This window comes from Streptomyces sp. NPDC055955 (assembly GCF_042270245.1).
In the GTDB taxonomy this organism is placed as follows: Bacteria; Actinomycetota; Actinomycetes; order Streptomycetales; family Streptomycetaceae; genus Streptomyces.
This window is the reverse complement of record NZ_JBHJYS010000012.1, coordinates 1-21384: the sequence shown is the minus strand read 5'-3', so window position 1 is coordinate 21384 and position 21384 is coordinate 1. Positions and strand designations below refer to the sequence as shown.

The following is a 21384-nucleotide window of genomic DNA, read 5'->3' as shown; positions in this document are numbered from 1 at the left end:
TTACAAGATTGGGAACAAACGCACGAATATGTGCCAACTCGGTGCGCTGCGGGCGAGCTTAGTCCCGCGGGATCACCGCTGTGTCATATTCCGCAAGCACCTGAAATGGCCGGACTGGAGGAATACACTCGGCTCCATTTGCACGCTCAGCCGCAGCTCGCACACATGGAGTGATCACGTCCGCCCTTGCGAAATCCCCGTCACGGACGGGCTGTCGGGCCTTCGGCGCGTGACGCGTGTGAGGTCAGAGGCCCACGATGCACGGGGCGCATCCGCTGTCGTCGCGGCGAGGACGGGGCGGCGACCGGTACGGAACGTTCGGGATCGCGGCGGCGCACGAGAATGACGCCTTCGGTCAGCCCGAAGAACAGCTCGGTACGCGGGGAGAGTTCACCCGAGGCGCGCGTGCACGCCCTGATCGGCGATCGGTGGCGGCAGCAACCGCCCGTGGATTTCCTTGAGTTCGGCGCGAACGCGCACGGACGGCACGACGGGGACGACCGGCACGCAAGCGCGAACGGCCTGGGTCCCCGCGCCCGCCAGGGGCGCGGGGACGGCGCGACCGGACATCACCGTCCTAGCCGACGGACGAGTACGCCACCACGCCGCGCCGCAACGCGTCCACGGCCTTGCGGGCGTTCTTGGCGACCGCGTTCCCGTCTCCCGCGCCGGAGACGGACGGCGCAGCGGCCGCGATCTGGCCGAGCACGTCGATGACCTGCTTGCACCAGCGCACGAAGTCACCGGCGGGCATGTCCGCCTCACGCAGGACCTCGTCCAGGCCCTTGCCGGACGCCCACTGGTGCGCGGCCCAGGCGAAGCCCAGATCGGGTTCGCGCTGACCGACCCCCTCGGTCTGGCTGATCTTGAACTCTTCCTCCAGGGCGTCGAGCCGGCCCCAGATGCGGACCATCTCGCCGAGTGCCGCCTTGGCCTTGCCGGACGGCAGCTTGGGCGCGAGCGCGTCGTCGCCGACGCGGGCCTCGAACACCAACGCCGAGACGCACGCGGCCAGTTCGGCCGGGCTGAGGCCTTCCCAGACCCCGTCGCGCAGGCACTCGCTGGCGAGCAGATCGAGCTCGCCGTAGAGCCGCGCGAGGCGCTTGCCGTTCTGCGTGACCTCGTTGCCGCGCAGATAGTCCATCTCGGTCAGCAGGGCCACGATGCGGTCGAAGGTCCGGGCGATCGTGTTCGTCCGGCCCTCGATGCGGCGCTCCAGCTGCTGCGTGTCGCGTCGCAGCCGGTAGTAGCGCTCGGCCCAGCGGGCGTGGTCCTCGCGCTCGTCGCAGCCGTGACAGGGGTGGGCGCGCAGCTCGGCGCGCAGCCGCGTGATCTCACGGTCGTCGGCCGCCGCCGCGCGGCCCTTGCGGTGCCGGTCGGGCACGATGTGGCCGGCCTTGGTGCGCAGCGCGGACGCGAGGTCCCGCCGCGACTGGGGCGAGCGCGCGTTGAACGACTTGGGGATGCGCATCCGCTCCAGCGCCTCGACGGGCACCGGGAAGTCGATCGACGCGAGCCGCTTGACCTGGCGCTCGGCGGTCAGGACCAGCGGGCGCGGGCCGTCGTGCTGCTCGAAGCCACGGTGTCCGTTCGACCGGCCGGCCGGGATGCCGGGGTCGAGGACGAGCGCGAGCCCGGCGAACTTGCCGGAGGGGACGTGGATGACGTCGCCCGGCTTGAGCTTCTCCAGGGCGGCGGCCGCGGCGGCGCGCCGCTGGGCCGCACCCTGCTTGGCGAGGTCCGTCTCGCGGTCCTTGAGCTCGCGCCGCAGCCGCGCGTACTCCTCGAAGTCCCCCAAGTGGCAGGTCATGGAAGCCTTGTAGCCTTCCAGGCCCTCCTCGTTGCGCTGGACCTGACGGGAGATCCCGACGACCGACTTGTCGGCCTGGAACTGCGCGAAGGACGTCTCGAGCAGCTCGCGCGAGCGGTGCCGCCCGAACTGCTCGACCAGATTCACCGCCATGTTGTACGAGGGCTTGAAGCTGGAGCGCAGCGGGTACGTGCGCGTGCCCGCGAGTCCCGCGAGGTGCTCGGGGCTGAAGCCGCGCTGCCACAGGACGACCGCGTGGCCCTCGACGTCGATGCCGCGCCGGCCGGCCCGGCCGGTGAGCTGGGTGTACTCGCCGGGCGTGATGTCGGCGTGCTGCTCGCCGTTCCACTTGACGAGCTTCTCCAGCACGACGGACCTGGCCGGCATGTTGATGCCGAGCGCCAGGGTCTCCGTCGCGAAGACGGCCTTCACGAGACCGCGTACGAACAGCTCCTCGACGACCTCCTTGAACGTCGGCAGCATGCCCGCGTGATGGGCGGCGATGCCGCGCTCCAGGCCTTCGAGCCACTCGAAGTACCCGAGGACGTGCAGGTCCTCGTCGGGGATCGCGGCCGTGCGCTCCTCGACGATCTCGCGGACACGGGCGCGGGCCTCGTCGTCGTTGAGCCGCAGGCCCGCGTACAGGCACTGCTGTACGGCGGCCTCGCAGGCGGCGCGGCTGAAGATGAACGTGATCGCGGGCAGCAGCCCCTCGCTGTCGAGGCGCTCGATGACCTCGGGGCGGCCGGGCGTCCAGATCCGGGAACGCTGTCTGCGCTCGCGCTCGCGGTCCGCCTCGCGCACCATCTTGCCCTTGCGGCGGTCGCGCGGGTTGTACGAGCGGCTGGCCTCCATGCGGGCCATGCGCGTCAGGTCCGGGTTGACGGCCTTCTTGCGGCCCTCGCCCTCCTCGAAGAGGTCGTACATCCGGCGCCCGGCGAGCACATGCTGGAACAGGGGTACGGGCCGGTGCTCGGAGACGATCACCTCGGTGTCGCCGCGCACGGTGTCGAGCCAGTCGCCGAACTCCTCCGCGTTCGACACGGTCGCCGAGAGGGAGACCAGGGTGACGGACTCCGGGAGGTGGATGATCACCTCTTCCCAGACGGCTCCGCGGAAGCGGTCGGAGAGGTAGTGCACCTCGTCCATGACCACGTAGCCGAGGCCGAGGAGGGTCTGCGAGCCCGCGTACAGCATGTTCCGCAGGACCTCGGTGGTCATGACGACCACGGGAGCGTCCGCGTTCACGCTGTTGTCGCCGGTCAGCAGGCCGACCTTGTCGGCGCCGTACCGCTTGGCGAGATCGGCGTACTTCTGGTTCGACAACGCCTTGATCGGTGTCGTGTAGAAGCACTTCTTGCCCTGCCGGAGAGCCAGGTGGACGGCGAACTCGCCGACGATCGTCTTGCCGGAGCCGGTGGGCGCGGCCACCAGAACGCCCTTGCCCGTCTCGAGAGCCTGACACGCCTCGATCTGGAAGGGGTCGAGGCCGAAGTCGTACATCTCGCGGAAATCGGCGAGCGCGGTGGCCTGCTCGGCAGCGCGCTTACGTGCTGCCGCGTACCGCTCGGCCGGTGAGAGGTCCTCTGTCATCGTGCATTCGAGACTACCGGCCACCACTGACAACGGACGATCTTTATCGTGATCGGCCCCTTCCAAGGACGGGGCGCCACGATTTCCGGGGCGGGAGCCCACGACCGCCGGGGCCGGGGCCCATGATCTCCGGGCGTCAGGGCCCCACGATCAGCGCGGCCCGCGGCACGCACTCGACGGTGAGGGGCAGGCTTCCGAGCGGCTCCCCGTCGGCGTACCCGGTGATCCCCTCCGCGGCCAGTTCGACCTTCTTCGCGCGGTGGACGGTCACCGCGGGGTGATCGAGGTGGGTGCCCTTGTACACGCGCGGGAAGACCTTGAGCAGCGTCGTCCGCGAGCAGTCCCCGACGACCGTGATGTCGAAGAGCCCGTCCGTCATGTCGGCGCCCGCACAGATCTTCATGCCACCGCCGTACGACGTCCCGTTCCCCACGGCGACGAGCGTGGCCTCGACCTCCAGCGCGGAGCCGTCGTCGAGGGTGATCCGGTACGGGACGGGCTTGAAAGCGGCGAGCTCGGCGATGATCGCGAGGTCGTACTTGAAGCGGCCGCCGGGCCAGCGCATCCGGTTGCCCCGGTCGTTGACCCGGGAGTCGAAACCCGAGGCCAGGACGGTGCCGAACCAGTGTCCGTCGGCCCGCCCCAGGTCGAGCTCGCGGAGCCGCGACCCCTTGAGCGCGTCGGCGACGAGGGCGCCTGCCGCCGCCGGGTCCCGCACGGGCAGTCCGAGGGAGCGGGCGAAGTCGTTTCCTGTCCCGACGGCGATCACGCCGAGCGGGGTGCGGGTGCCCGCGACGGCCTGGAGCGCGAGGTTGGCCATGCCGTCACCGCCTACGGCTATGAGGGCTCCGGTGCCGGCGCGGACCGCGCCGCGCGCGCGTGTGAGCGCGTCGTCGGCGTCCTCCCCCACGACCGTACGCACGGAGAAACCGGCCGCCCGCAACGCGGAAGCGGCCGGCTGCGCCGCCTGGGCGCCCCGGCCGCGCCCGGCGGTGGGATTGACGAAGAGGGTGATCTCGCTGGTCACGGGCGGACCTTACAAGATCGTGCCGCCCTGTCAGGTCACGTCGTCATAACCGTTGACCCGGTCATGGTCCGAGCTCGCCTGCTCGGGCAGCCCGCCGGCGGCCGAGACGGGCTCGGGCGTGAGGTCCAGGTGGGAGGCCTCGTCGTCGTCCAGGTCCTCGCGGTCCCTGGCCTTGCGGCGGTCGTTGAGCAGGGAGAAACCGGCGGCCGCGAAGTACAGGACCCAGATGGGTCCGGCGAGCGCCAGCATGCTCAGCGGGTCGGTGCTGGGCGTGGCCACGGCCGCGAAGACCGTGATGCCCATGATCATGGCGCGCCACCACCCGATCATCCGCTTGCCCGTGAGCACCCCGGTGAGGTTGAGCATCACGAGGAGCAGCGGCAGCTCGAAGGAGAGCCCGAACACGACCACCATGCGCGTGATCAGGTCCAGGAGATCGTCCAACGGCAGCTGGTTGTCGACACCGCCCGGTGAGAAGTCGAGCAGCACCCTCGCCATCGTGGGGAGGGTCTTGTACGCGAAGAAGGCGCCGCACAGGAACAGCGGGAAGCCGGTGGCGACGAAAGCGGTCGCGTACTTCTTCTCGTGCTTGTGCAGGCCGGGCGCGACGAAGCCCCACAGCTGGTAGAGCCAGACCGGCGACGCGAGCACGACGCCCGCCATCAGCGAGATCTTCAGCGCGAGCGTGAACGGCGTCAGCAGACCGTTGAGCACGATCCGCGCGCACGTCTCGTCGTGCTGTCCCTTGTTCGCCTGCGCGGCGAGCTCGGCGAAGCTCGACTTGCAGCCCACCGAGTCGAGCACCGGATTGGTGAAGAACTCGATGATGTCCTTGTAGAAGAAGGCGGCGACGATCGTGACGACGACGATGGCCAGCAGGGCCTTCGCGAGCCGGTTGCGTAGCTCACGCAGGTGTTCCGCGAGCGGCATCCGCCCCTCGGGATCCTTCTCCGTCTTGCGGGCAGACTTGAGCAACCCACGTCCTCATCTCGTGCGACAGGCCGCCTTCGCGGGGCGGCCCGGGATCAGCGCTGCGAAGTCTGGTCGGTCGGCTCGGTGACCGGGCGGCCGCCTGTCACGTCACCGGGGGCGGCCTTGATCGTGCGCTGCGCCGGGGTCTGCCCGTCGTGCTGCGGCGGGTCGGCCGGCGCGGTCTGCTGACCGTCGGACTTCATGGCCTTGGCCTCGCTCTTGAGAATGCGGGCCGACTTGCCCAGCGAGCGCGCCATGTCGGGAAGCTTCTTCGCGCCGAACAGCAGGACGATGACGACGAGGATCAGAATGATCTCGGGGGCGCCGATCTTTCCGAACATAAGCGTTTACCTTCTCACCGAGGCGGCAGGGGCGGGGCTGCCGGTACAGATCGGACTGGTGTCCGACCACCGTGCTGGCAGCGATCGTATCCCGCAGGGGTGAACAGGGGGCAATCCCTCTGCGTACTCCCAGTTGCGGTCCGCGCCTCGCTCGACGGGCCGCGCCTCGCAGCGTACCCGCCCGGCCCCGCAACCCGACAGGGCAGCGGGGTAAAGCGCTTACCAGCATGTCTCCCCCGTCACATTCGACGGGTCCCGCGATCAGAGAAGCTCGCGGCTCGTGCGGGCCGTGCCGGTCGCCGCCCGCTCCAGATCCTCCGCCGCGCGGTTGATCTGCTGTGTGGTGTCGGCGACTTGGCGCCCGAGGCGCTGCGCCTCGACAAAGACCTTGACCGCGAGCACGCCGAGCACGGCGAGTCCCACGAACCCCACAGCAATCGCCAGCATCGCCCAGAACATGGGCCGAGCCTAGACGGTCTGGTGGAGGCGGAGCGTGCTCACCCCTCCGCCGGTGAGGAGTTCGATGATGCGCTCCCCGGCCGGCTTGCGTACGGCGGCGCCGCACTCGGGGCAGGTGAACGAGTAGAACGTGGTGCGGCGGGTGGCGCCTATGGCCAGGCGCAGGGCGCCCGCGGAGAGTTCGAACCGCTCACGGCACTCGGGGCAGGCGGCCTTGAAGAGCACCGGACCCACCATCGCGGACAATCCACCCATTTCGACCATCCCAGACTTTTCAGAACTTCCCGAACTTCTGGCGCCCCCGGGCCGCACCGCGGTCAACGGCACGCCCACCCTGCTCACCCCGGCCGCGCATGTGGGGGTCGTCACGACCCGCCCGCGGCCAACGGCCCTACCCCTGCCCGTCGTACGCGGCCAGCGCGTCCGCGGCAGCCTGCCGCGCACTCGCGGCGAGCCCGAGCGGCGAGACGATACGCCCGTCGCGGCCGAGCCGGAGCGCGAGCCGCCGCAGCGACGAGGGGTCCGGCGTGCGCAGCGTGATCCGCAGGCCGCCGTCCGCCAACTCCTCGGCGCTGTCGTGCGGGTAGTACTCCGCGACCCAGCGTCCGCCGGGACCGACCTCGACCACGACCTCGGGGTCCTCGGCCGCGGGCTGCACGAGCCCCTCGGACAGGTCTCGCAGTTCGATCTCCGGCGGCGCGGACGGCTCGTCCAGGATCCGGATCTCGGCGACCCGGTCGAGGCGGAAGGTGCGCCGCGCCTCGGAGCGCCGGCACCAGGCCTCCACGTAGGTGTGGCCGACACTCACCAGGCGAATGGGGTCGATCTCCCGCTCGGTGAGCTCGTCGCGGGCCGGGGAGTAGTAGCGGATCCACAGCCGGCGCCGCTCCGAGATCGCCCGGTCGACGTCGGCGAAGACGCCGCCCTCGGACTCGAAGGTCACCGAGAGCCGGGCGCTCGCGCCGGCCGCCTCGCCGGCCGCGGCCTCCAGCTTCGCGGTGGCCCGCAGGAGCGCGAGCCGGTCGCTCTCCCTGAGGCCGGGCAGCGTGGACACGGCACGGGCGGCGACGAGCAACGCCGTCGCCTCGTCGGCGGCGAGCCGCAGCGGCGCGGCGACGTCGTCCGGGTTGTGCCACCAGATGCGGTCGCCGTCCGTGTCGATGTCGAGGAGGTCGCCCCCACGAAAGCTCGTCCCGCACAACGGCAGGATGTCGAGGTCCGAGATCAGCTCGTCCTCGGTGATCCCGAACGCGCGGGCGACGTCCTCGACGCGCGCTCCCGGGCGTTCCCGCAGATACGTCACGAGGGACAGCATCCGCCGGGTCTGGTCGATGGCGTTCGTGGCCATTGGTCCTCGTTCCCCTCAGCCCTTGGCCACGGCACGCAGCCGGTCGACGACCTCGGCCCGCAGCTCGGCGGGTTCGAGCACGACCACGTCGGGCCCGAACTCGACCAGCCAGGCATCGAGCCCGTGCCCGTAAGGAATCTCCAGTTCGTCCCAGCCGTCGCCGAGGTCGCGTACGGCGGAGGCCTTGGCGCGCAGCGGATAGCCGGAGCCGGTGCGCAGCCTGATGAGGGCCGTGCGGTCGGCGGTCTCCCCGGCCCAGCTCGCGACGGTCTCGCGGACGGTCACGACGTCGGGCACGTCGGCGGTGAAGCGGCCGGCCCGCGAACGGACCTTGCCGGTGATGCGGGAGAGCCGGAAGACGCGCTCGGCGCCACGGTCACGGTCCCAGCCGGCGAGATACCAGTGACCGCGCCAGCACTCCAGCGCCCACGGCTCGACATGCCGCTGCTCGGGCCGCGCGGCGGTGGCCTTGCGGTAGTCGAAGACGACGGGGCGCCGGTCGCGGCAGGCCAGCATCAGGGGTTCGAAGGACGCCTCGTGCGCGGGGATACGGGGTTCGAGGGCCGAATGCGCCTCGTACGGGTCGACGTCCTCGGGGAGTCCCGCGGCCCGCAGCTTCTGCAGGGCTCCGCTGGCGGCGCCGGCGAGGCGGGCCTGCTGCCAGACCTTCGCGGCGAGGCCGAGCGCGGCGGCCTCCTCGGCGTCGAGGGTGACGGGCGGCAGCCGGTTGCTGTCGCGGCGGGCGAGATAGCCGATCTCCCCGTCGAGGCTCTCCACGGTGGCGATGACCAGCCCCAGCTCGCGCAGGTCGTCCTTGTCGCGCTCGAACATCCGGTTGAAGCTGTCGTCGGAATTGGCTTCCAGGTAGGCCTCGATGGAACCGCGCAGCTCACGCTTGCTGAGCGGGCGTCCCGTCCCGAGCAGACACAGCGCCAGATTCATCAGCCGCTCGGCCTTCGCAATGGCCATCGACGCCCTACGTCCTCTCTTCGAGAGCCCTGGGCTCTCCCCCATCCGAACGTCGACCGTACCGCTCCGGAGTGTCGTGGCAAAAGCCGAAGGCCCATGCCAGGAGGCATGGGCCTTCGGTTGACCGCTTGTGGTGACAGCCTGATCAGACCGTGACCGCGTCGGTGACGATCAGACCGCGACCAGGTCGCAGACGAAGATCAGCGTCTCGCCGGGGGCGATCACGCCGCCACCGGCACCACGGTCGCCGTAGGCGAGGTGGGCGGGGATGGTCAGCCGACGGCGGCCGCCGACCTTCATGCCCTGGATGCCCTTGTCCCAGCCGGTGATGACCTGGCCGGCGCCGAGCTGGAACTCCAGCGGGTTGCCGCGGTTCCAGGAGGCGTCGAACTCCTCGCCGGTGGAGAAGGCCACGCCCACGTAGTGGACCTTGACGTAGTCGCCGGGCTTGGCGACGGCGCCGTCGCCCTCCCAGATCTCCTTGATCTCCAGGTCAGCCGGCGGCTGGCCCTCGGGGAAGTCGATCTCGGGCTTCTCGATGCTCACGTCTCTTGCTCCTGCTGATAAACGGTTGGGCAACCCGGACAGTCTTGCATCCCGCAGGGTCAGGACGTGGCCAGGATGTCGACGACGAACACGAGCGTCGAGTTGGCCGGGAGCGTGTCGCCCTTGGCCTGCTTCCCGTACGCCTGGTCGGCCGGGATCACGAGCAGGACGCGGTCGCCCACGTGCTTGCCGACGAGACCCTTGTCCCAGCCCGGGATGACCTGGCCCTGGCCGATGATCGTGGAGAAGGGCTGGCCGGCGGTCCACGAGGAGTCGAAGAGCGTGGCCTTCGGCTTGCCCTCGTTGATCTTCCAGGCGGCACCGCTGTACTGCATGGTGACCGTCTTGCCGCTCTTGACCTCGGCGCCCTTGCCCTGGATCAGGACCTGGTCGACCAGCTTCTTCGGCGGGTCGTTCTTGGGCACGGAGATCGTCGCGGGCTCGGGCTTGTCGGCCTTGATCTGCGGCAGGTTCGACGGGATGGACGCCTGCGTGCCGGTCGCCATCTTCGGGGTGACCTTGCCGACGTCGATGGCGAAGACCAGCGTGTCGGTGCCGGTGACGCCGGCCTGCTGGTTGCCCTGGCTGCCGAAGCCGGCGGCGGGCGGCGCCACGACGAGGACACGGCTGCCCTCCTTCTGGCCGACCAGCGCGTCCGCGAACGCCGGGATGACCGACTTCGAACCCGCAGTGATCATCTGCGGGCTGCCGCCCTGCTGGTAGGAGCTGCCGAGGTCCTTGCCGCTCTTCCAGACCTTGCCGGTGAAGTTCATCGACACCAGGTCGTCCTTCTTGACCACGGCGCCGTCACCCTGCGACAGCGTGTGCACCACGAACTTGCCGCTCGGCTCGGCCTTCGGCACGGTGATCTTCGCCTGCTTGCCGAGGGCGCCGCTGATCTGCGGCATGGGCGAAGCCGAGTCGACGGGCTTGGGCGCGGCCGCCTCGGCCTGGGGCGAGGAGGACGCCGAATCCGCCTTGTCCGTGTCGCTCTTCTTGTTGTCATCACCCCCGCACGCCGTCGCGGTCAGCGCCAGAGCCGGGACGATGAGCAGAGCAGCAAGTCGGCGTCGCACAGTGATCCTCAGGTTGCGGGGTTACGTGAGTACGTTCCAGCCACTGTAGGCCCTCACGTCACATACCCGGGGTACCTCACACGCGGCAAAGGGCCCCGTACGTAGATCACGTACGGGGCCCTGGGCCGTTGGTGGGCCGGCCGTCCTACATTCCGGCGATCAGCTTCTCCACCCTGTCGTCCACCGACCGGAAGGGGTCCTTGCACAGCACCGTCCGCTGCGCCTGGTCGTTCAGCTTCAGGTGCACCCAGTCGACCGTGAAGTCACGGCGCTGTTCCTGGGCCCTGCGGATGAAGTCGCCCCGCAGCCGCGCGCGCGTCGTCTGCGGCGGCACCGACTTGCCCTCGAAGATCTTGAGATCGTTGCAGATGCGGGCCGCCTGCCCCTTCCTCTCCAGAAGGTAGTAGAGGCCCCTGCGGCGGTGGATGTCGTGATACGCGAGGTCTATCTGCGCGACCCGCGGATGCGACATGGTCATGTTGTGCTTGGCCCGGTACCGCTCGATGAGCTTGTACTTCATCACCCAGTCGATCTCGGTGCCGATCCGGTCGAGGTCCTCGGCCTCGATCGAGTCGAGAACGCGGCCCCACAGTTCGAGGACCTGCTCGACGGTGCCGGTGCGGATCCCGCGGCGCTCGCAGAAGTCCACGGCCTTCTCGTAGTACTCGCGCTGCACCTCGAGGGCGGATGCCTCGCGGCCGCTGGCCAGACGCACCTTGCGCCGGCCGGTGATGTCGTGGCTGACCTCGCGGATGGCCCGGATCGGGTTCTCCAGGGTGAGGTCACGCATGACCGTGCCGGCCTCGATCATGCGGAGCACGAGGTCGGTGGCGCCCACCTTGAGGAGCATCGTCGTCTCGGACATGTTCGAGTCGCCGACGATGACGTGCAGGCGCCGGTAGCGCTCGGCGTCCGCGTGCGGTTCGTCGCGGGTGTTGATGATGGGGCGGGAACGCGTGGTCGCGGAGGACACGCCCTCCCAGATGTGCTCGGCACGCTGGCTCACGCAGTACACGGCGCCGCGCGGAGTCTGCAGCACCTTGCCCGCGCCACACAGCAGTTGCCGTGTGACCAGGAACGGAATGAGGATGTCCGCGAGTCGCGAGAACTCCCCGTGACGGGCCACCAGATAGTTCTCGTGGCAGCCGTAGGAGTTTCCCGCCGAGTCCGTGTTGTTCTTGAAGAGATAGACGTCGCCCGCGATTCCCTCCTCGTGCAGGCGGCGTTCGGCGTCGACGAGCAGGCCTTCCAGAATGCGCTCGCCCGCTTTGTCGTGCGTGACCAACTCGGTCACGTTGTCACATTCGGGAGTTGCATATTCCGGATGCGACCCGACATCGAGATAGAGGCGGGCGCCGTTCCGCAGAAAGACATTGCTGCTGCGGCCCCATGACACGACACGGCGGAAGAGGTACCGCGCCACCTCGTCAGGAGACAGGCGGCGCTGTCCCCTAAACGTACATGTGACGCCGTACTCGTTCTCCAGCCCGAAAATGCGGCGGTCCATGAGTGAACATTACGCCTGATGCCCTGTACTGAAACCGGGTTCGACAGCACCGTTTCGATCATTTTCCGATGAGCTCGCGACACGCCCGGCGTTACGGGGAGCTGCGAGGACCCGCCCGGTGGCGAGGAGGACCAGCAGCGCGGCCACGCCCGCAGCTCCGGGAACGGCGAAGCCCCACACCGTGCCGCCCCACTCGACGACCGGTCCGGCGGCGGCGGTTCCGATCGACGTGCCCACCGTGAACGTCGTCACGAGCCACGAGAACGCCTCCGTCACCGTGCCCCGGGGCGCATGCCGGTCGACGATGATGAACGCGCAGGCGATCGACGGGGCGAGGAACACCCCCGCGAGCGCCGTCAGGGCCGTCATGGCCACGACGCCCGGCATCAGCACCAACGGCACGTAGAAGAGGGCCAGCAGGGCCACCAGCCACCGCAGCCGCCGCTCGGGGACGCCGGCCCACTGCCGCGCCCCGTAGACCGAGCCGCCCGCCAGCGCGCCGAGCCCGAGCGCCGCCATCAGCCAGCCGTACGTCACGTCGCCGCCGTGTCCGTCCGCGTACGAGACGCCCGCCACCGTGATCGAGCCCAGCGCCGTCCCGATGAACAGGAACGCCCCGAGGAGCGCGAGGAGTCCGGGCGAGCGCAGGGCGCCCAGCCAGTGCGCCTCACGCGGCGCCGAGCGCCACGCGCGCGAGGGCTGCGACACCACCACCGACAGCGCGCCGAGCACGCCGACGACGTTCAGGACAACGAGCGCGGCCTGCGCCGACCACAGCGAGACGCACACGGTGACGAGCAACGGACCGACGGTGAACATGACTTCCTGTGCCACCGCGTCCATGGCGTACGCGGTGTGCACCTGGTCCTCGCGCGGCAGCACGTTCGGCCACAGTGCGCGCAGCCCGCCCTCCAGGGGCGGTGTGAACAGGCCGGCCGCGCCCACGGCGAGGTACGCGAGCGCCGGTGACCCGGTCCCGGCGAAGGCGAAGACGGTCATGGCCAGGGCCGACGCCAGCGCTGCCGGGAGTTGCACGCGCGGCTGTCCCCGCAGGTCCACGAGCCGGCCGAGCAGGGGCTGCCCCACCGCGTTGGCGACGCCGTACACCGCGGCGAGCGCCCCGGCCAGGCTGTACGTGCCGCCCCCGGCGCGCACGAACAGCACGATCGCGATGGCGGCCGTCGCGTTCGGAAGCCGCCCCACCAAGGTGCCCGCCAGCAGCCGCGCCGCGTGCCGCGCCTTGAGGATCTCCGCATATCCCGCGGCCATCGCCCGCCCTCTCACCGCCCCGAGGCGCCCTGGGTTTTACGTATAACTTCGAGCGTCATACGTACCATGTCCGCAGGCCACGGGTCCACCCGAAGGCTCCGCCCACACCCCACGGAGGCATGAGTGACGACCGGGTCAGACGAGACGGCCCCCGCGCGCCCCACGAGCCGCGACGTCGCCCGCGCCGCCGGAGTCTCCCAGGCCGCCGTCTCTCTCGTACTCGGCGACAAATGGCGCGGCCGCGTCGCCGAAGCCACCGCCGAACGCGTCCGCGCCGCCGCCCGCGACCTCGGCTACCGGCCCAACCTCGCCGCCCGCAACCTGCGCCTCGGCCGCACCCGCACGGCCCTGCTCGTCGTCCCCGCCCTCACCAACGAGTTTTTCGCCGGCGTCTACACCGGCGCCGCCCGCGTCGCCGCGGAGCACGGCTTCGGCGTCGTGCTCTACCCCTCCCCCGAAGGCATCGGCCCCGCGCGCGACCCCTTCGACTCCGCACGCGCCGCCCTCGACGGCGTCCTCGCCTCCTCCATGGCCTCCGACGCCGTCACGGCCATCCGCGGCGGCGGACTCCCCCTCGTGATGCTCGACAGCGACCCCGACGACACGGCGGGCACCGGCGGCGCGGCCACCGTCAACCTCGACATCGCCGACGGGATGCTCCAGGTGACGGACCATCTGCTCGCCCTCGGCCACCGCCGGTTCCTGCACCTCGCCTCGGCCGTGCCCTCCTGGACCTTCGACGTACGGGCCCACGAACTCGCCGGCCGCACGGCCCGCGTCCCCGGAACCCACGTGAGCACCGTTCGCTCAGCCCTGACGGTCGAGGCCGCCCGCGCCGCCGCGCAGGCCGCGCTCGCCGCCCCGGGACCCCGCCCCACCGCGATCGTCTGCGACGACGACAAACTCGCCACCGGCGCCTACAAGGCCGCCCGCAGACTGGGCCTGCGCATCCCCGACGACCTGTCCGTCACCGGCTTCGACGACCTCTCGCTCGCCACCGCCGTCGAGCCCGAACTCACCACCGTGCGGCTGCCCGCGGAGCTCTTCGGCGAGCGGGGCATGGCCGCGCTCCTCGCCGTCCTGGACGGCCGCACCCCGCAGACCACCGCGCTCCCCGTCGAGTTGGTCGTCCGCGGCTCCACGGCCGCACCCCCGGGCTGACACGACGAACGGCGCCCCGACCGCTCGCACGGTCGGGGCGCCGTTCACCTCCGGGGGAAACCCGGCTCACTCCTCGTCGTCGGACTCCGCGTCACTGCTCTTCACCGGCTCGGCGGACGTCGCCGCACCGGCCTCGAGCAGCCGTGACAACTGCGGCCCCACGATGCGCTTGAACTTGCGCTGCTGCGGGCGCGTGCGGTCGAGGACCGCCACCTCGAGCCGCTCCGCGGGGATCTCCCGCTCACTGCCGTTGGTGTCCCGCGACAGCGCCTGCACCGCCAGCTTCAGAGCCTCCGCCAGGGTCATCCCGTCACGGTGACGCTGATCCAGATAGGTGCTGATCTGCTCCGCGTTTCCCCCGACCGCGACCGAGCCGTGCTCGTCGACGATCGAGCCGTCGTGCGGAAGGCGGTAGATCTGGTCACCGTCAGGGGTCTCGCCGACCTCCGCGACCACCAGCTCCACCTCGTACGGCTTCTCGGCCGCGCTCGAGAAGATCGTGCCCAGCGTCTGCGCGTACACGTTCGCCAGGCCACGCGCCGTCACATCGTCGCGGTCGTAGGTGTAACCACGCAGGTCGGCGTAGCGCACACCGCCGATCCGCAGGTTCTCGTACTCGTTGTACTTGCCGGCGGCGGCGAAGCCGATCCGGTCGTAGATCTCGCTGAACTTGTGCAGCGCACGGGACGGGTTCTCGCCGACGAACACGATGCCATCGGCATACTGCAGCACAACCAGGCTGCGACCGCGGGCGATGCCCTTGCGGGCGTATTCCGCCCGGTCGGCCATGGCCTGCTGGGGTGAGACATAGAACGGCGTCGACACCGGCTGTCCGTCCCTTTCTGTCAGTGACTCAGTGACTCAAGTCTCGGGCGAATGGCGCTTCGGGCATGACGGATGCGGACCGGTCAGAGAAGCGCGGCCCGCGGGCCGTCGGGCTGCTCGAGCCGGCGCTCGAGGATGGAACGGGCGATCTGCGCACCCTCCTCGTCTGTGAGCCTGCGGAACCCGTCGTCCGTGATCACGGTGACGATCGGGTAGATCCGGCGCGCCACGTCGGGACCACCGGTCGCCGAGTCGTCGTCCGCCGCGTCGTACAGGGCCTGCACGACGAGCGTCGTGGCCTCCTCCTCCGTCAGATCGTCGCGGAAGAGCTTCTTCATCGCCCCGCGCGCGAAGATCGACCCGGAACCGGTCGCCGCGTACCCGTGCTCCTCGCTCCGCCCGCCCGTGACGTCGTACGAGAAGATGCGGCCCTTGCCGCGGTCCACGTCGTACCCCGCGAACAGCGGCACCACGGCCAGGCCCTGCATGGCCATGCCGAGGTTCGACCGGATCATGGTCGAGAGCCGGTTCGCCTTGCCCTCCAGCGACAGCTGGGCGCCTTCCACCTTCTCGAAGTGCTCCAGCTCCAGCTGGAAGAGCTTCACCATCTCCACGGCCAGACCGGCCGTACCGGCGATGCCCACCGCCGAGTACTCGTCCGCCGGGAAGACCTTCTCGATGTCGCGCTGAGCGATCATGTTGCCCATCGTGGCCCGGCGGTCACCGGCGAGGACCACACCGCCGGGGAACGTCACGGACACGATCGTCGTGCCGTGCGGCGCCTCGATCGCACCCTTCACCGGCAACGCGCGGTTCCCGGGCAGGATCTCCGGCTGATGCACGGACAGGAAGTCCACGAAGGACGAGGATCCAGGCGTCAGGAAGGCTGCTGGTAGACGCCCGGTGCTACGAGTGTTGGCTTCCACGCGATTCCTTCCACGTAGGCGGCGGCGCGACGGACGACGTCGGGACGCATGTCCCAACTTGCCGATGGCCGAATTGCAGTTGAAGCACAGTACGTCAGGGACCCTACCCGCGGAACAGCGGTGATCCACATCCGTGGCCGGGTGCTTGGAACGGCTTCGGTCGACGACCAACCCGCCCCCGGCACCCCGGCCACGCCACCTTCGGTTCAAAGGTGGAACGAGCTACTCGCCGCCCTTTTGAACGAAGCTCCGCACGAAGTCCTCGGCGTTCTCCTCGAGGACGTCGTCGATCTCGTCCAGCACGGAGTCCACGTCGTCGCTCAGCTTCTCCTGGCGTTCCTTGAGGTCCTCGGAAGCCTGCGCGTCCTGCGCCTGCTCCTCGACCTCCTCGGTGGAACGCGTCGCCTTCTGCTGTCCGCCGCCGGTGTCCTTGGTCGCCATCTACCTCACCCCGCTCGGTTCGACGTTCTTGATCAGACCCTACAAGCCGGGTCCGACATCGGCCTCGCACTTCGTCCAACGTGCGAGGCCCACCTCTGTGATTCCCCTGCCGCCGGCTTTTCAGCCTCCGGACAGCACCCGGACCAGATCTTCGGCCGTGCGGCACCGGTCGAGCAGCTCCTTCACGTGATTACGCGTTCCGCGAAGGGGTTCGAGGGTCGGGACCCGCTGCAGAGAGTCACGGCCGGGCAGATCGAAGATCACCGAGTCCCAGGAGGCCGCGGCGACGTCGTCCGCGTACTGCTCCAGGCAGCGCCCGCGGAAGTACGCCCGGGTGTCCTCCGGAGGCTTCGTACGGGCCCTCTCGACGTCCGACTCGTCCAGGAGCCGCTTCATCCTGCCGCGGGCCACCAGACGGTTGTACAGGCCCTTCTCGGCCCTCACGTCGGCGTACTGGAGGTCGACGAGATGGAGCCGCGCGGCGTCCCAGTCGAGGTTGTCGCGGCGGCGGTAGCCCTCCATGAGCTGCCGCTTCGCGACCCAGTCGAGCTCTCCGGCCAGGCTCATCGGATCGCTCTCCAGGCGGCCGAGCACGTCCTCCCAGCGGGACAGGACGTCCTTGGTCTGCTCGTCGGCGTCCGCCCCGTAGCGCTCCTCGACGTACTTCCTGGCGAGCTCGAAGTACTCCATCTGGAGCTGCACCGCGGTGAGCGTGCGGCCGCTGCGGAGGGTGACCAGGTGTTGCAGGCCGGGATCGTGCGAGACCTGGTGGAGGGTGCGCACGGGCTGGTCGACGGCCAGGTCGACGGCGATGAAGCCGTCCTCGATCATGGAGAGGACCAGGGCCGTGGTGCCCAGCTTGAGATAGGTCGAGATCTCGGAGAGGTTCGCGTCGCCGATGATCACGTGCAGGCGGCGGTACTTCTCCGCGTCCGCGTGCGGCTCGTCCCTGGTGTTGATGATGGGGCGCTTGAGGGTCGTCTCGAGGCCGACCTCGACCTCGAAGTAGTCCGCGCGCTGGCTGAGCTGGAAGCCGTGCTCATGGCCGTCCTGGCCGATACCGACGCGGCCGGCGCCGGTGACGACCTGGCGGGAGACGAAGAAGGGCGTCAGGTGGCGCACGATGTCCGAGAAGGGGGTCTCCCTCTTCATCAGGTAGTTCTCGTGCGTGCCGTAGGAGGCGCCCTTGTTGTCGGTGTTGTTCTTGTAGAGGTGGATCGGCTGGGCCCCGGGAAGCTGGGCGGCGCGCTCGGCGGCCTCGGCCATGATGCGCTCGCCGGCCTTGTCCCACAGGACGGCGTCCCGCGGGTTGGTGACCTCGGGAGCGCTGTATTCGGGGTGTGCGTGGTCGACGTACAGGCGGGCACCGTTGGTGAGGATGACGTTGGCCAGGCCGATGTCCTCGTCGGTGAGCTGGCTGGAGTCGGCGACCTCCCGGGCGAGGTCGAAGCCTCGCGCGTCCCGCAGCGGATTCTCCTCCTCGAAGTCCCAGCGGGCGCGGCGCGCCCGGTGCATCGCCGCCGCGTAGGCGTTGACGATCTGGGACGAGGTGAGCATGGCATTGGCGTTCGGGTGGCCGGGGACGGAGATCCCGTACTCCGTCTCGATGCCCATTACTCGCCGTACGGTCATGCGGCCCTCCTTGCCCGGCGGCGCCCCCGTTCGGGGGCGGCGCTCAAGTACCGCTGGTTCTCCGGTGCGCGTGCGGTGCCCGTCCCCGCGCTGCGCGACTCGGCGGTACCGAAGAGCCTAGAACGCCTATGCGCTGGTGGGGAGATCATTACCGTCATTGCTGTTGCTGAGACTGCCGGCCGGCCGTTGCCGGGAAACCGGAATGTCGGCCGCAATTGTTGCCTGGAAAACAGTCGGCTGCGGGTACCCGGTAGAGGCACCCGCAGCCGCCCTGCCTTTTACAGGTACTGCCCGGTGTTCGCCACCGTGTCGATGGAGCGTCCGGTGTCCGCGCCCTGCTTTCCGGTGACGAGCGTACGGATGTAAACGATCCGTTCGCCCTTCTTACCGGAGATGCGAGCCCAGTCGTCCGGGTTGGTGGTGTTCGGCAGGTCCTCGTTCTCCTTGAACTCGTCCACACAGGCCTGGAGGAGGTGGGAGACCCTGAGACCCTTCTGGTCGTGTTCGAGGAAGGCCTTGATGGCGGCCTTCTTGGCGCGTCCGACGATGTTCTCGATCATGGCGCCCGAGTTGAAGTCCTTGAAGTACAGGACTTCCTTGTCGCCGTTGGCGTACGTGACCTCGAGGAAGCGGTTCTCCTCGCTTTCCGCGTACATCTGCTCCACGGCCGTCTGGATCATCCCGTGGACCGTGCTGGCGCGGTCGCCGCCGTGCTCTCCGAGGTCGTCGGAGTGCAGCGGGAGGCGGGCGGTCAGGTACTTGGCGAAGATGTCCTTGGCCGCTTCGGCGTCCGGGCGCTCGATCTTGATCTTCACGTCGAGTCGTCCGGGCCGCAGGATCGCGGGGTCGATCATGTCCTCACGGTTGGAGGCACCGATCACGACCACGTTCTCCAGGCCCTCCACACCGTCGATCTCGGCGAGCAGCTGGGGGACGATGGTGTTCTCCACGTCCGAGCTGACGCCGGATCCGCGGGTGCGGAAGAGGGACTCCATCTCGTCGAAGAAGACGATGACGGGCGTGCCCTCGCTGGCCTTCTCGCGCGCACGCTGGAAGACGAGGCGGATCTGCCGCTCGGTCTCGCCGACGTACTTGTTGAGCAGCTCCGGACCCTTGATGTTGAGGAAGAAGCTCTTGCCCGTGGCCTGTCCGGTCACTTCCGCGACCTTCTTGGCAAGGGAGTTGGCCACCGCCTTGGCGATCAGGGTCTTGCCGCAGCCGGGAGGCCCGTAGAGCAGGACGCCCTTGGGCGGCCGCAGCTCGTGCTCCTTGAACAGGTCCGGGTAGAGGTAGGGGAGCTCGACCGCGTCGCGGATCAGCTCGATCTGGTTGCCCAGACCGCCGATCTGCTCGTAGCCGATGTCCGGGACCTCTTCCAGGACGAGCTCTTCGACTTCGCTCTTGGGTACGACTTCGTAGACATAGCCGGATCGGGGTTCGAGCAGGAGGGCGTCGCCGGGGCGGATGGTGATGTCGAGGAGCGGTTCGGCGAGCCGGACCACCCGCTCTTCATCGGTGTGACCCACCACCAGGGCGCGCTCGCCGTCCTCGAGGATCTCCTTGAGGGTGACGATGTCGCCGACGCTCTCGTACTCCATGGCCTCGACCACGTTGAGCGCTTCGTTGAGCATCAGTTCCTGGCCGCGCCTGAGCTCTTCGAGCTCCACGCTGGGGCTGACGTTCACCCGGAGCTTGCGGCCGCCGGTGAAGATGTCGGCGGTACCGTCCTCGTTCGCCGTGAGGAAGACTCCGAAGCCGGCCGGCGGCTGCGCGAGCCGGTCGACTTCCTCCTTGAGGGCCACGATCTGGTCGCGGGCCTCCCTGAGCGTGTTGGCGAGCCGCTCGTTCTGTGCGGACACGCCGGCCAGGTTGGTCTGCAGCTCGACGATCCGCTCTTCGAGAATCCTCGTATGGCGCGGAGAGTCGGCGAGCTTGCGCCGCAGGACGGCGATCTCCTGCTCAAGATAGGCAATCTGACCGGCGGGGTCGTCGGACCCTCTTCCCGGGCGGATGCCGCGGTTCATGTCGTCGTCGTGGGCTGCCACGGTCCTCACCTCCTCCAAGGGGAGCTGGACGCTTCCAGACCCTACCTGGGTGGGTGTCGATTGAAACCCCTAGATCACAAAGACGAAGGGGGTGTGTCCGATCTTCACCCTTGCGCTCTCCCTCACGCCAGGGGAATACCCACCCAACAACATCGGAAAGCGGCCGGTTGTAGGGTCGACGTGTTCAACACCCGTCGGAGCTGGCCCGACTTGCTGGTACGCGGGACGGTTCGAGGCAGGAAGCGGCAGGAGATATGAGCGTGCAGCAGGAGGCCGGATCCGGCATCGACAGCGGTGTCGCCCTTGAGGTGTGGATCGACCAGGACCTCTGCACCGGCGACGGGATCTGCGTGCAGTACGCGCCGGAGGTCTTCGAGCTGGACATCGACGGACTGGCCTATGTGAAGGGCCCCGAGGACGAGCTGCTGCAGGCGCAGGGGGCCACCACCCCGGTGCCGCTGCCGCTGCTGAACGACGTCGTGGACTCCGCGAAGGAGTGCCCGGGCGACTGCATTCATGTACGTCGCGTTTCGGACAGGGTGGAGGTCTACGGCCCTGACGCGGAGTGACCGCGGGGTTTCCGTGCGTCACTCGATGCGGGAAGAGGCCGACGAAAGGGGCCCGTGCCGCCGTTCCCGGCGGGCAGGGCCCCTTTTCGTATGCCGCGGCGCTTCAGACGCTGCGCGCCTCCGCGGGAGTGGAGCGCACGAACGCGTCACCCTTCCACTGCCACTTGGCCTTGTCCTGGGTGTCGGGGCAGCAACTGGGGACGGCTGAGCTGGAGTAGCCGAGGAGCGTTGCGGTGACGGCCCGGTCGTGCACCGCCACGTCGTCGGCGGTGAGCCGGTCCTTCGGGTCGACGAGGGTGGCGACGATGCGCGGCTCGGCATGGGCCTCGTGGGGCTGGGTGAGGACGTACACACCGTTCGGCGGGGTGCCGGAGCCGGCGTCGCAACGAACCACGGCGACGGTTTCCGGCCTGCCGTCACCGTCGAGGTCCCCGGTGGCCTTCTTCACCACGAGGATCTTTGCCGGGCCGCAATCGAGCGGGAAGTGGACGGCAGCCGCGTCGGGCGGTGCGGCGGCGGTTCTGCTGCCGACGGGCTGGGTGGCCGGCTGGGCCGCGGTGGCCGCGCCGGGCTGCAGGAACGAGGAGACCGCGACGACGGCCGATACGGCCGCGGCGGTCGCGAGCCAGTGGATGGGGCGGGTGGTGGAGTGCGCCAGTTCCGGGACGGCGGGGTGCTGCACTAGGAGTGTCTCCTGTGAGGGCTGTGCCGGTGGGGGTGGCCAGCATCGTGCCATACCTCACACCGTGGGGGAACGTCAGGGTCCGCTGATTCTCAGCTTCCTCACGTGTCCTTGCCGTATGGTGCGCGCCGCTTCTCAACGCGCGGGCGCCGCCGTCGAGTTCCCCCGGCATGCGGGGAACTCGAC

The 21384-nt window shown here is 69.4% G+C and carries 20 protein-coding genes and 1 pseudogene; 2 read left to right on the top strand and 19 right to left on the bottom strand.

Translation table 11 applies throughout. The annotated features are described in order from the left end of the window. Positions 1-577: 577 nt before the first annotated feature. The 12 genes from ACFC96_RS23810 to ACFC96_RS23755 all read right to left on the bottom strand — a co-directional run bounded on the left by ACFC96_RS23810 (position 578) and on the right by ACFC96_RS23755 (position 12917). Positions 578-3403, bottom strand: coding sequence for a DEAD/DEAH box helicase (locus tag ACFC96_RS23810; RefSeq protein WP_376257222.1), 2826 nt, complete (start codon positions 3401-3403; stop codon positions 578-580). A gap of 136 nt (positions 3404-3539) precedes the next feature. Continuing rightward, positions 3540-4430 carry a diacylglycerol kinase gene (locus tag ACFC96_RS23805; RefSeq protein WP_376257220.1) on the bottom strand — a complete coding sequence of 297 codons (891 nt, stop codon included), beginning with the start codon at positions 4428-4430 and terminating at the stop codon, positions 3540-3542. Between the two features lie 30 nt (positions 4431-4460). Further along, positions 4461-5405, bottom strand: coding sequence for a twin-arginine translocase subunit TatC (gene tatC, locus ACFC96_RS23800; protein WP_376257218.1), 945 nt, complete (start codon positions 5403-5405; stop codon positions 4461-4463). A gap of 50 nt (positions 5406-5455) precedes the next feature. Continuing rightward, a complete protein-coding gene (gene tatA, locus ACFC96_RS23795; protein ID WP_227293751.1) occupies positions 5456-5743 on the bottom strand; it encodes a Sec-independent protein translocase subunit TatA in 288 nt (95 codons plus the stop codon). A gap of 261 nt (positions 5744-6004) precedes the next feature. After that, positions 6005-6202: a hypothetical protein gene (locus tag ACFC96_RS23790; protein WP_375997009.1), complete on the bottom strand. Its 198-nt coding sequence runs from the start codon at positions 6200-6202 to the stop codon at positions 6005-6007. Between the two features lie 9 nt (positions 6203-6211). After that, positions 6212-6457, bottom strand: coding sequence for a hypothetical protein (locus tag ACFC96_RS23785; RefSeq protein WP_376257216.1), 246 nt, complete (start codon positions 6455-6457; stop codon positions 6212-6214). Positions 6458-6593: 136 nt separating this feature from the next. Next, positions 6594-7550, bottom strand: coding sequence for a helix-turn-helix transcriptional regulator (locus ACFC96_RS23780; RefSeq protein WP_376257214.1), 957 nt, complete (start codon positions 7548-7550; stop codon positions 6594-6596). Positions 7551-7565: 15 nt separating this feature from the next. After that, positions 7566-8519 carry a YafY family protein gene (locus ACFC96_RS23775; RefSeq protein WP_266668610.1) on the bottom strand — a complete coding sequence of 318 codons (954 nt, stop codon included), beginning with the start codon at positions 8517-8519 and terminating at the stop codon, positions 7566-7568. Between the two features lie 171 nt (positions 8520-8690). Continuing rightward, entirely contained in the window at positions 8691-9065 is a 375-nt protein-coding gene (locus ACFC96_RS23770) for an FKBP-type peptidyl-prolyl cis-trans isomerase (protein WP_376257213.1), read from the bottom strand. Between the two features lie 59 nt (positions 9066-9124). Beyond that, positions 9125-10141, bottom strand: coding sequence for an FKBP-type peptidyl-prolyl cis-trans isomerase (locus tag ACFC96_RS23765; RefSeq protein ID WP_376257211.1), 1017 nt, complete (start codon positions 10139-10141; stop codon positions 9125-9127). 145 nt (positions 10142-10286) lie between these two features. Continuing rightward, positions 10287-11648 carry a Pup--protein ligase gene (gene pafA, locus ACFC96_RS23760; protein WP_030606492.1) on the bottom strand — a complete coding sequence of 454 codons (1362 nt, stop codon included), beginning with the start codon at positions 11646-11648 and terminating at the stop codon, positions 10287-10289. Positions 11649-11657: 9 nt separating this feature from the next. Next, positions 11658-12917: an MFS transporter gene (locus ACFC96_RS23755; protein WP_376257209.1), complete on the bottom strand. Its 1260-nt coding sequence runs from the start codon at positions 12915-12917 to the stop codon at positions 11658-11660. A gap of 123 nt (positions 12918-13040) precedes the next feature. On the opposite strand from ACFC96_RS23755, the gene ACFC96_RS23750 reads away from it, so the two are divergent. Then, positions 13041-14078 carry a LacI family DNA-binding transcriptional regulator gene (locus ACFC96_RS23750; RefSeq protein ID WP_376613995.1) on the top strand — a complete coding sequence of 346 codons (1038 nt, stop codon included), beginning with the start codon at positions 13041-13043 and terminating at the stop codon, positions 14076-14078. Positions 14079-14144: 66 nt separating this feature from the next. On the opposite strand, the gene prcA is transcribed toward ACFC96_RS23750, so the two are convergent. The 6 genes and pseudogenes from prcA to arc form a co-directional block, all read right to left on the bottom strand. Next, on the bottom strand, positions 14145-14903 hold the full coding sequence (gene prcA, locus ACFC96_RS23745; RefSeq protein ID WP_376257205.1) for a proteasome subunit alpha: 759 nt from the start codon (positions 14901-14903) through the stop codon (positions 14145-14147). A gap of 83 nt (positions 14904-14986) precedes the next feature. After that, positions 14987-15829: a proteasome subunit beta gene (gene prcB / locus ACFC96_RS23740; RefSeq protein ID WP_376257203.1), complete on the bottom strand. Its 843-nt coding sequence runs from the start codon at positions 15827-15829 to the stop codon at positions 14987-14989. After that, a pseudogene (locus tag ACFC96_RS23735) lies at positions 15781-15976 on the bottom strand (endonuclease domain-containing protein); the annotation flags it as partial. The pseudogene ACFC96_RS23735 and the gene prcB, both read right to left, overlap by 49 nt. 75 nt (positions 15977-16051) lie before the next feature. Further along, positions 16052-16270, bottom strand: a complete 219-nt coding sequence (locus ACFC96_RS23730; RefSeq protein ID WP_011027899.1) for a ubiquitin-like protein Pup — start codon at positions 16268-16270, stop codon at positions 16052-16054. 120 nt (positions 16271-16390) lie between these two features. Continuing rightward, complete coding sequence (gene dop / locus ACFC96_RS23725) at positions 16391-17902, bottom strand: depupylase/deamidase Dop (protein WP_376257201.1); 1512 nt, start codon at positions 17900-17902, stop codon at positions 16391-16393. A 278-nt stretch (positions 17903-18180) separates the two neighbouring features. Then, positions 18181-19947 carry a proteasome ATPase gene (gene arc / locus ACFC96_RS23720; RefSeq protein ID WP_376257199.1) on the bottom strand — a complete coding sequence of 589 codons (1767 nt, stop codon included), beginning with the start codon at positions 19945-19947 and terminating at the stop codon, positions 18181-18183. Positions 19948-20201: 254 nt separating this feature from the next. Between arc and ACFC96_RS23715 the strand changes: the two genes are divergently transcribed. Continuing rightward, on the top strand, positions 20202-20516 hold the full coding sequence (locus tag ACFC96_RS23715) for a ferredoxin (RefSeq protein ID WP_340460962.1): 315 nt from the start codon (positions 20202-20204) through the stop codon (positions 20514-20516). Between the two features lie 103 nt (positions 20517-20619). Here the strand turns inward: ACFC96_RS23715 and ACFC96_RS23710 are convergent, their stop codons facing one another. Continuing rightward, a complete protein-coding gene (locus ACFC96_RS23710) occupies positions 20620-21198 on the bottom strand; it encodes a hypothetical protein (RefSeq protein ID WP_376613993.1) in 579 nt (192 codons plus the stop codon). Positions 21199-21384 lie beyond the last annotated feature (186 nt).

Bases quoted from the DNA above. Each gene is read 5' to 3' on its own strand.
- ACFC96_RS23780 (WP_376257214.1), bottom strand. From the start codon at position 7,550: ATGGCCACGAACGCCATCGACCAGACCCGGCGGATGCTGTCCCTCGTG.
- pafA (WP_030606492.1), bottom strand. From the start codon at position 11,648: ATGGACCGCCGCATTTTCGGGCTGGAGAACGAGTACGGCGTCACATGT.
- dop (WP_376257201.1), bottom strand. From the start codon at position 17,902: ATGACCGTACGGCGAGTAATGGGCATCGAGACGGAGTACGGGATCTCC.
- tatA (WP_227293751.1), bottom strand. From the start codon at position 5,743: ATGTTCGGAAAGATCGGCGCCCCCGAGATCATTCTGATCCTCGTCGTC.
- ACFC96_RS23775 (WP_266668610.1), bottom strand. From the start codon at position 8,519: ATGGCCATTGCGAAGGCCGAGCGGCTGATGAATCTGGCGCTGTGTCTG.
- ACFC96_RS23755 (WP_376257209.1), bottom strand. From the start codon at position 12,917: ATGGCCGCGGGATATGCGGAGATCCTCAAGGCGCGGCACGCGGCGCGG.
- ACFC96_RS23715 (WP_340460962.1), top strand. From the start codon at position 20,202: ATGAGCGTGCAGCAGGAGGCCGGATCCGGCATCGACAGCGGTGTCGCC.
- ACFC96_RS23730 (WP_011027899.1), bottom strand. From the start codon at position 16,270: ATGGCGACCAAGGACACCGGCGGCGGACAGCAGAAGGCGACGCGTTCC.
- ACFC96_RS23810 (WP_376257222.1), bottom strand. From the start codon at position 3,403: ATGACAGAGGACCTCTCACCGGCCGAGCGGTACGCGGCAGCACGTAAG.
- ACFC96_RS23785 (WP_376257216.1), bottom strand. From the start codon at position 6,457: ATGGGTGGATTGTCCGCGATGGTGGGTCCGGTGCTCTTCAAGGCCGCC.
- ACFC96_RS23790 (WP_375997009.1), bottom strand. From the start codon at position 6,202: ATGTTCTGGGCGATGCTGGCGATTGCTGTGGGGTTCGTGGGACTCGCC.